General features: G+C 41.4%; 5 protein-coding genes and 1 pseudogene. 4 read left to right on the top strand and 2 right to left on the bottom strand.

All coding sequences use genetic code 11. The annotated features are described in order from the left end of the window. Positions 1-413: pseudogene (locus tag AB4153_RS17910) on the bottom strand (hypothetical protein); the annotation flags it as partial. Positions 414-763: 350 nt separating this feature from the next. Next, entirely contained in the window at positions 764-2,173 is a 1,410-nt protein-coding gene (gene glnA / locus AB4153_RS17905; RefSeq protein WP_102526772.1) for a glutamate--ammonia ligase, read from the bottom strand. 468 nt (positions 2,174-2,641) lie between these two features. On the opposite strand from glnA, the gene typA reads away from it, so the two are divergent. The 4 genes from typA (at position 2,642) to glnL (ending at position 6,783) form a co-directional block, all read left to right on the top strand. Then, a complete protein-coding gene (typA, locus tag AB4153_RS17900) occupies positions 2,642-4,456 on the top strand; it encodes a translational GTPase TypA (RefSeq protein WP_102526771.1) in 1,815 nt (604 codons plus the stop codon). Positions 4,457-4,667: 211 nt separating this feature from the next. Beyond that, entirely contained in the window at positions 4,668-4,979 is a 312-nt protein-coding gene (locus AB4153_RS17895; RefSeq protein WP_102526770.1) for a pyrimidine/purine nucleoside phosphorylase, read from the top strand. Positions 4,980-5,070: 91 nt separating this feature from the next. Further along, the gene (locus AB4153_RS17890; protein ID WP_371998292.1) at positions 5,071-5,610 is read left to right on the top strand and encodes a DUF4124 domain-containing protein; all 540 of its coding nucleotides are present in this window, start codon (positions 5,071-5,073) and stop codon (positions 5,608-5,610) included. Positions 5,611-5,745: 135 nt separating this feature from the next. After that, positions 5,746-6,783, top strand: a complete 1,038-nt coding sequence (gene glnL, locus AB4153_RS17885; protein ID WP_371998291.1) for a nitrogen regulation protein NR(II) — start codon at positions 5,746-5,748, stop codon at positions 6,781-6,783. The last annotated feature ends 7 nt before the right edge of the window (positions 6,784-6,790 follow it).

Here is a 6,790-nt window from a genome sequence, read left to right as displayed (position 1 = left end):
ATTGGGTTGCTTGGGTCTACTTCTGGACCTTGACCTGGAACACCATCTTCAATTGGACGGCTAGGAGTACCATCTTCAATTGGGTTACTTGGGTCTACTTCTGGACCTTGGCCTGGAGTACCATCTTCAATTGGGTTGCTTGGGTCTACTTCTGGACCTTGGCCTGGAGTACCATCTTCAATTGGGTTGCTTGGGTCTACTTCTGGACCTTGGCCTGGAACACCATCTTCAATTGGACGGCTAGGAGTATCTTCTGGACCTTGGCCTGGAGTACCATCTTCAATTGGGTTAACAATTTCTGGTGAAACTGGTAACTCTGGCGAAGGCGTAGAATTGTTTCCACTAGAACCAGTCGATGAACATGCTGTCATTAAAGCGGCTGAGACTAAAGTAGCGATTAATTTAACTTTCATTTGTATTCTCTCATTAATTTGAATCATGACGATGAGTGGTCCCATCTTGTCGCATTACCAGTCACCTGACTTCGTAAGCGCTTGTTATGGGCTGTATATTAATGACTCAATTGTTAAGTGAATAATTGTTAATCTTTATAACACTCATAACCAAAAGTTATCCGATACACATTGATACATATGGTTTGAGAATGAGGGTTTGTGTTTATAAATACAGAAGCATCTTGGTTGAGTTGGATAAAACGATGAATGTTCAGGCGATAAAAAAGCCCTTACTGAAACCAGTAAGGGCTTTTTCGTTAACGGTTGATGAGCTTAATCAAACTGCATCTGCGTTAAACAACTTCTACTTATAGAGAGTAGTAAAGTTGGAATTCCATTGGGTGAGTAGTACGAGATACTTGCTCACATTCTTCATTTTTAAGAGTTATGTAAGATTCAATAAAGTCTTTACTGAATACATCACCTTTCGTTAAGAATTCGTGGTCAGCTGCTAAGTTCTCAAGTGCATTCTCTAGAGACGTTGCAACTTGTGGGATCTCAGCTGCTTCTTCAGCAGGCAGGTCGTATAAATCTTTATCCATTGCTTCACCAGGGTGAATCTTGTTTTGGATACCGTCAAGACCAGCCATAAGCAGCGCTGCGAATGCTAAGTATGGGTTAGCGGTTGGATCTGGGAAACGTGTTTCGATACGACGTGCTTTCGGGCTTGGTACCACTGGGATACGGATTGAAGCACTACGGTTACGCGCTGAATAAGCTAACATTACAGGCGCTTCGAAATGAGGAACAAGACGCTTGTAAGAGTTAGTGCTTGGGTTAGTGAATGCGTTCAATGCACGAGCATGCTTGATGATACCACCGATGTAGTAAAGAGCTAGTTCACTTAAACCAGCGTACTTGTCGCCAGAGAATAAGTTAACACCGTCTTTAGCTAAAGATTGGTGAACGTGCATACCACTACCGTTATCACCAACAATTGGCTTAGGCATGAATGTCGCTGTTTTACCGTATGCATGAGCCGTGTTATGAACCACATACTTCATGATTTGGATTTCATCCGCTTTGTTTGAAAGCGTGTTGAAACGTGTAGCAATTTCGTTTTGACCAGCTGTAGCAACTTCGTGGTGATGCGCTTCAACTACTTGACCTAATTCTTCAAGAATTAGACACATTGCACTACGAATGTCTTGTGATGAATCTACTGGTGCAACTGGGAAGTAACCACCTTTAACGAATGGACGGTGACCTGTGTTGCCGTCTTCGTAGCTTGTACCTGAGTTCCATGCTGCTTCTTTCGCGTCAACTTTAACGAAAGTACCTGACATGTCAGTGCCAAACTTAACGTCGTCGAATAAGAAGAATTCTGGCTCTGGACCAATTAATACAGTGTCAGCAATACCAGTAGACTTTAGGTATTCTTCAGCTTTTTTAGCGATTGAACGTGGATCACGTTCGTAACCCGTCATTGTCGCTGGCTCTAAAATGTCACAACGAATAAGACCAGTAACTTCTTCAGTGAAAGGATCTAATAAGAAAGAAGAAGGGTCTGGCATTAACACCATGTCAGATTCGTTGATGCCTTTCCAACCGTTGATAGATGAACCATCAAACATTTTGCCATCTTCAAAAAAGTCATCGTTCACTTGATGAGAAGGAATAGAGACGTGCTGCTCTTTACCTTTAGTGTCTGTAAAACGTAAATCTACGAACTTAACTTCTAGTTCTTCAATTTGTTTTAGGATTGATTCAACTGACATTCTTAAGCCTCCGGTAGGGTAAAGGGTTGTCCCTTAATGTAATCTTGTTATTCGTCAGACATCACGTCTGCTTTCGAATTTGATTTGTTATAAGCGACTTTCATGCCAGAAAGATAAAGCATTGATTTAAAATACAATAAAAATATCCCTCTCGCGTAAGGCACTAATAACGCACAACTTCGGTGCACCACTATGCGCACTAATGGTGCAAAAGTCCATTTCGGTGCATTGGTTTTAACGCCATCATTGATCTAGTTCATTAAAGCGTCACTTTATTGCGGCAATATGATCCTTTTTGAATTTTATCTTCTATCTTTAAAGCTTAAATTTTTATAAATAAGCAAGTGTTCAAAAATAATCCTATCTACTCAAGCCTTGCTGGAGTAGAATGGCACGCTTTTTTATGGTGGCTATACTTATTAGTCCTATAAACTCCTATTTTTATTTGATGGTATAGAGGTTTTATCCGTGTTAGAGAATTTACGTAATATCGCCATTATTGCTCACGTCGACCATGGCAAAACAACCTTGGTAGATAAGCTTTTGGCTCAGTCTGGCACCCTTGAAAGTCGAGGTGAAGCCACAGAACGTGTAATGGATTCTAACGATCTTGAAAAAGAACGTGGTATCACCATTCTGGCTAAGAATACAGCCATCAAATGGAACGACTACCGTATTAACATCGTAGACACTCCTGGTCACGCCGATTTCGGTGGTGAAGTAGAACGTGTTCTATCTATGGTAGATTCTGTTTTATTATTAGTTGATGCAGTTGATGGCCCAATGCCACAAACTCGCTTCGTAACTAAAAAAGCATTCGCACAGGGCCTTAAGCCAATCGTTGTTATTAACAAGATTGACCGTCCTGGTGCTCGTCCTGATTGGGTTATTGACCAAGTATTCGACTTATTCGACAACTTAGGTGCAACTGACGAACAGTTAGATTTCCCAATCGTATATGCTTCTGCATTAAATGGTTTCGCTTCATTAGATCCTGATGAAACTAGCGAAGACATGACACCACTTTTCCAAACCATCGTTGAGAAAGTATCTTCTCCTGATGCTGATGCGGAAGGTGACTTCCAAATGCAAATCTCTCAAATCGATTACAACTCATACGTGGGTGTTATCGGTATTGGTCGTATTAAGCGTGGTAGCATCAAGACCAACCAACAAGTGACTGTTGTTGGCGCTGATGGCAAAACTCGTAACGGTAAAATGGGCCAAGTATTAGGTTACATGGGTCTTGACCGTCACGAAGTTGCTGAAGCTAACGCTGGTGACATCATTGCAATTACTGGTCTTGGCCAATTACAAATCTCAGACACAATCTGTGCGCCTTCTACATTAGAAGCGCTACCTCCGTTGTCTGTAGATGAGCCAACACTAACAATGACTTTCCAAGTCAACACTTCTCCATTCGCTGGTAAAGAAGGTAAGTACGTCACTTCACGTAATATCCTTGAGCGTCTTGAGCAAGAGCTAGTTCATAACGTTGCACTACGTGTTGAAGAAACTGAATCTCCGGATCGTTTCCGCGTATCAGGCCGTGGTGAATTACACTTAGGTATCCTAATTGAAAACATGCGTCGTGAAGGTTACGAGTTAGCAGTATCTCGTCCAGAAGTTATCGAAAAAGAAATCGATGGTGTGATGTGTGAACCATTCGAAACATTAACTGTAGATGTTGAAGAAGAGCATCAAGGTAGTGTTATCGAAAAGCTTGGTACCCGTAAAGGTGACATGCGTGACATGCAGTTAGATGGTAAGGGTCGTGTACGTATCGACTTCGTTATCCCTAGCCGTGGCTTAATCGGTTTCCAAACTGAATTCATGACTGCGACTTCTGGTACTGGTCTTATCTACCATTCATTTGACCATTACGGTCCAGTTAAAGGCGGCGATATTGGTCAACGTGCTCGTGGCGTATTGATTTCTAACGCTACTGGTAAAGCACTGACATTCGCATTATTTAACCTTCAAGAACGTGGTCGTCTATTTATTGGACACGCTGCTGAAGTATACGAAGGTCAAGTAGTTGGTTTACACGCTCGTGCAAATGACTTAACAGTTAACTGTTTGAAAGGTAAGCAACTTACTAACATGCGTGCATCTGGTACAGATGAAGCACAAGTACTGACTCCACATATCGAAATGACACTTGAGCAAGCACTTGAGTTCATCGATGATGACGAATTAGTAGAAGTAACACCTGAGAACATTCGTGTTCGTAAGCGTTACTTAACTGAAAACGAACGTAAGCGTCACAACCGTGGTTCTTAATCGTTATTAATCATATTAAATGATAAAAAAACCCGCTTAGGCGGGTTTTTTATTGCCTGTAAATTACTCATTTATAAAAATTTAAATCGAACACTTCTCGTTTTACAATTCAGTCTAGCCTATAACCTTTTATTACTTTATATTCATCCTGTTTGCATTTATATTCACACAATAAAATAAAACTAGCATGATTTAATTAAGGAATACCACAATGAGCGTTATTTCACAGGTCGATGTCGCCACCCAAGCGAATGTTTATTTTGATGGCAAAGTCATCAGTCGCACCATTCATTTCACTGATGGCAGTCATCAAACCTTAGGCGTCGTATTGCCTGGAGAGTATGATTTCGACACCACTCAAGCAGAAGTAATGAACATTACCTCAGGTCAATTTGAGGTGTTATTACCTCAAGCCACTGAATGGACAACAGTTGCTGCGGGTAATCTTTTTGAATTGGATGCCAACGTGAATTTCAAAATCCGTACATCAGAAGTGAGCGAATATCGCTGTCAGTACAAGTAATTAGCAAATTCAGTTCATCAGTAATTGCTGATTTTTTGTTAAAAAGAGGCTAGTATTAAGGTGATTAAAGCCCAAGGTGAAGGAACCCCAAATGCGCTTAACCCTAATTATTAGCCTTATTTTATGCAGTATTATCATCTCTAGCAGCCATGCAACCGTTTATCGTTGGGTCGATGAAAACGGTAAAGTCCATTATAGTGATGAACCTAGAGAGAATGCTGAAGCTGTTGATTTAAACGCAAACACTCAAAATAGTATTTCAGTCAGCATTCCGACTGAAACTGAAGTGATGAAGAAGAGCGCTGAACCTATCACCTACCGTGTCCGTATCGTTAACCCAACCCAAGAAGAAACCATTCGTAATAACCAAGGTAATTTCACTGTTGTTGCCAGCGCAGCACCAGAATTACCAAAAGGTTACCTACTCGCGTTATACATCGACGACATCCTGTATGGTCAACCACAATCTAGCGCTATTTTTAATGTTACCGAAGTGAATCGCGGCGAACATAATTTAGTGGTTAAGATTTTGACCCAAAACGGCAAAGTCCTTGCATCTAGTTCTGCTAGAAAGATATTTCTACATCAGACATCGATTCTAAATAAGCCTAGAGCAACACCTAGAACTTAATAAAATCTATAACTTTCATATAGATAAAAATTATTTGTTCAGGCGTTTATAAATTGATTGTCGATGTAGAATAAGTTGCACAACGCACCAAATCGGTGCAACATGATGGTGCAACTTCATTATGCAGGACAATTGATGGACACAAATAATCTGCTGAATCATTTAGTTACCGCAGTTTTCGTTATTGATAGCGAATTACGGCCTCACTATGCCAATGCGGCAGCAGAACAGCTGCTTGGTGTTGGTGCAAACAAACTAGTGGAACAGCGCCTCCCAGAGCTATATCAATCTATGGGAGTTGAGATTCAATTACTGATTGATTCAGTTAATGCCAATCAGGGCATAACCATCAATACTGCCTCGCTCATCACCTTAGATGGCGTGCACCATATTATCGATATCACTTTAATCCCAATGGAAAGCGAAGATAACCTCAGTTTATTGGAACTGCGTCAGGTCGATCAACAACATCGTATTCACCAGCAACTTAACCTCGATGCACAGCAACAAGCTGCACAGTTTTTAGTGCGTAATCTCGCCCATGAGATTAAAAACCCATTAGGCGGCCTGCGTGGTGCAGCCCAATTATTGTCGCGAGAATTAGCTGAACCCGAGTTAAAAGAGTTTACTGATCTGATAATTGAGCAAGCAGATCGATTGCGAAATCTCGTCGATAAGTTATTAGGGCCACAGCGCCCTACACAGCATACAGAACATAATATTCATCAAGTGGTGGAGAAAGTCTTAAAGTTGACCGAGTTAGCTTTGCCTAAAAAGGTCAAACTCGCCCGCGATTACGACCCATCAATTCCAGATATGAGTATGGATGCCGACCAACTGCAACAAGCAGTGCTTAATATAGTGCAAAATGCGGCTCAAGCATTGGAAGTCGAAGGTGGTGAAATCTTAATTCGATCTCGCACTCAACATCAGGTCACCATTGGAACTCAGCGATATAAACTGGTACTTGCATTATCCATTATTGATAACGGCCCTGGGATCCCTGCGGGGCTATTAGATACCCTATTTTACCCTATGGTAACGGGTCGCGAAGAGGGCTCAGGATTAGGGCTCTCCATTGCACACAATATTGCTCGACTACATGGAGGTCGAATCGATTGTGTATCGGCGCCAGGACACACTGAATTTACTATTATCCTGCCATTACAATAACGTGCCA

The sequence above is a fragment of the Shewanella sp. 10N.286.52.E4 genome (assembly GCF_041468785.1).
Taxonomy (GTDB): domain Bacteria; phylum Pseudomonadota; class Gammaproteobacteria; order Enterobacterales; family Shewanellaceae; genus Shewanella; species Shewanella electrodiphila.
Note: the sequence above shows the minus strand (reverse complement) of the source record. Positions and strands in the feature narration are given on the sequence as shown.

Bases quoted from the DNA above. Each gene is read 5' to 3' on its own strand.
- glnA (WP_102526772.1), bottom strand. From the start codon at position 2,173: ATGTCAGTTGAATCAATCCTAAAACAAATTGAAGAACTAGAAGTTAAG.
- AB4153_RS17895 (WP_102526770.1), top strand. From the start codon at position 4,668: ATGAGCGTTATTTCACAGGTCGATGTCGCCACCCAAGCGAATGTTTAT.
- AB4153_RS17890 (WP_371998292.1), top strand. From the start codon at position 5,071: ATGCGCTTAACCCTAATTATTAGCCTTATTTTATGCAGTATTATCATC.
- glnL (WP_371998291.1), top strand. From the start codon at position 5,746: ATGGACACAAATAATCTGCTGAATCATTTAGTTACCGCAGTTTTCGTT.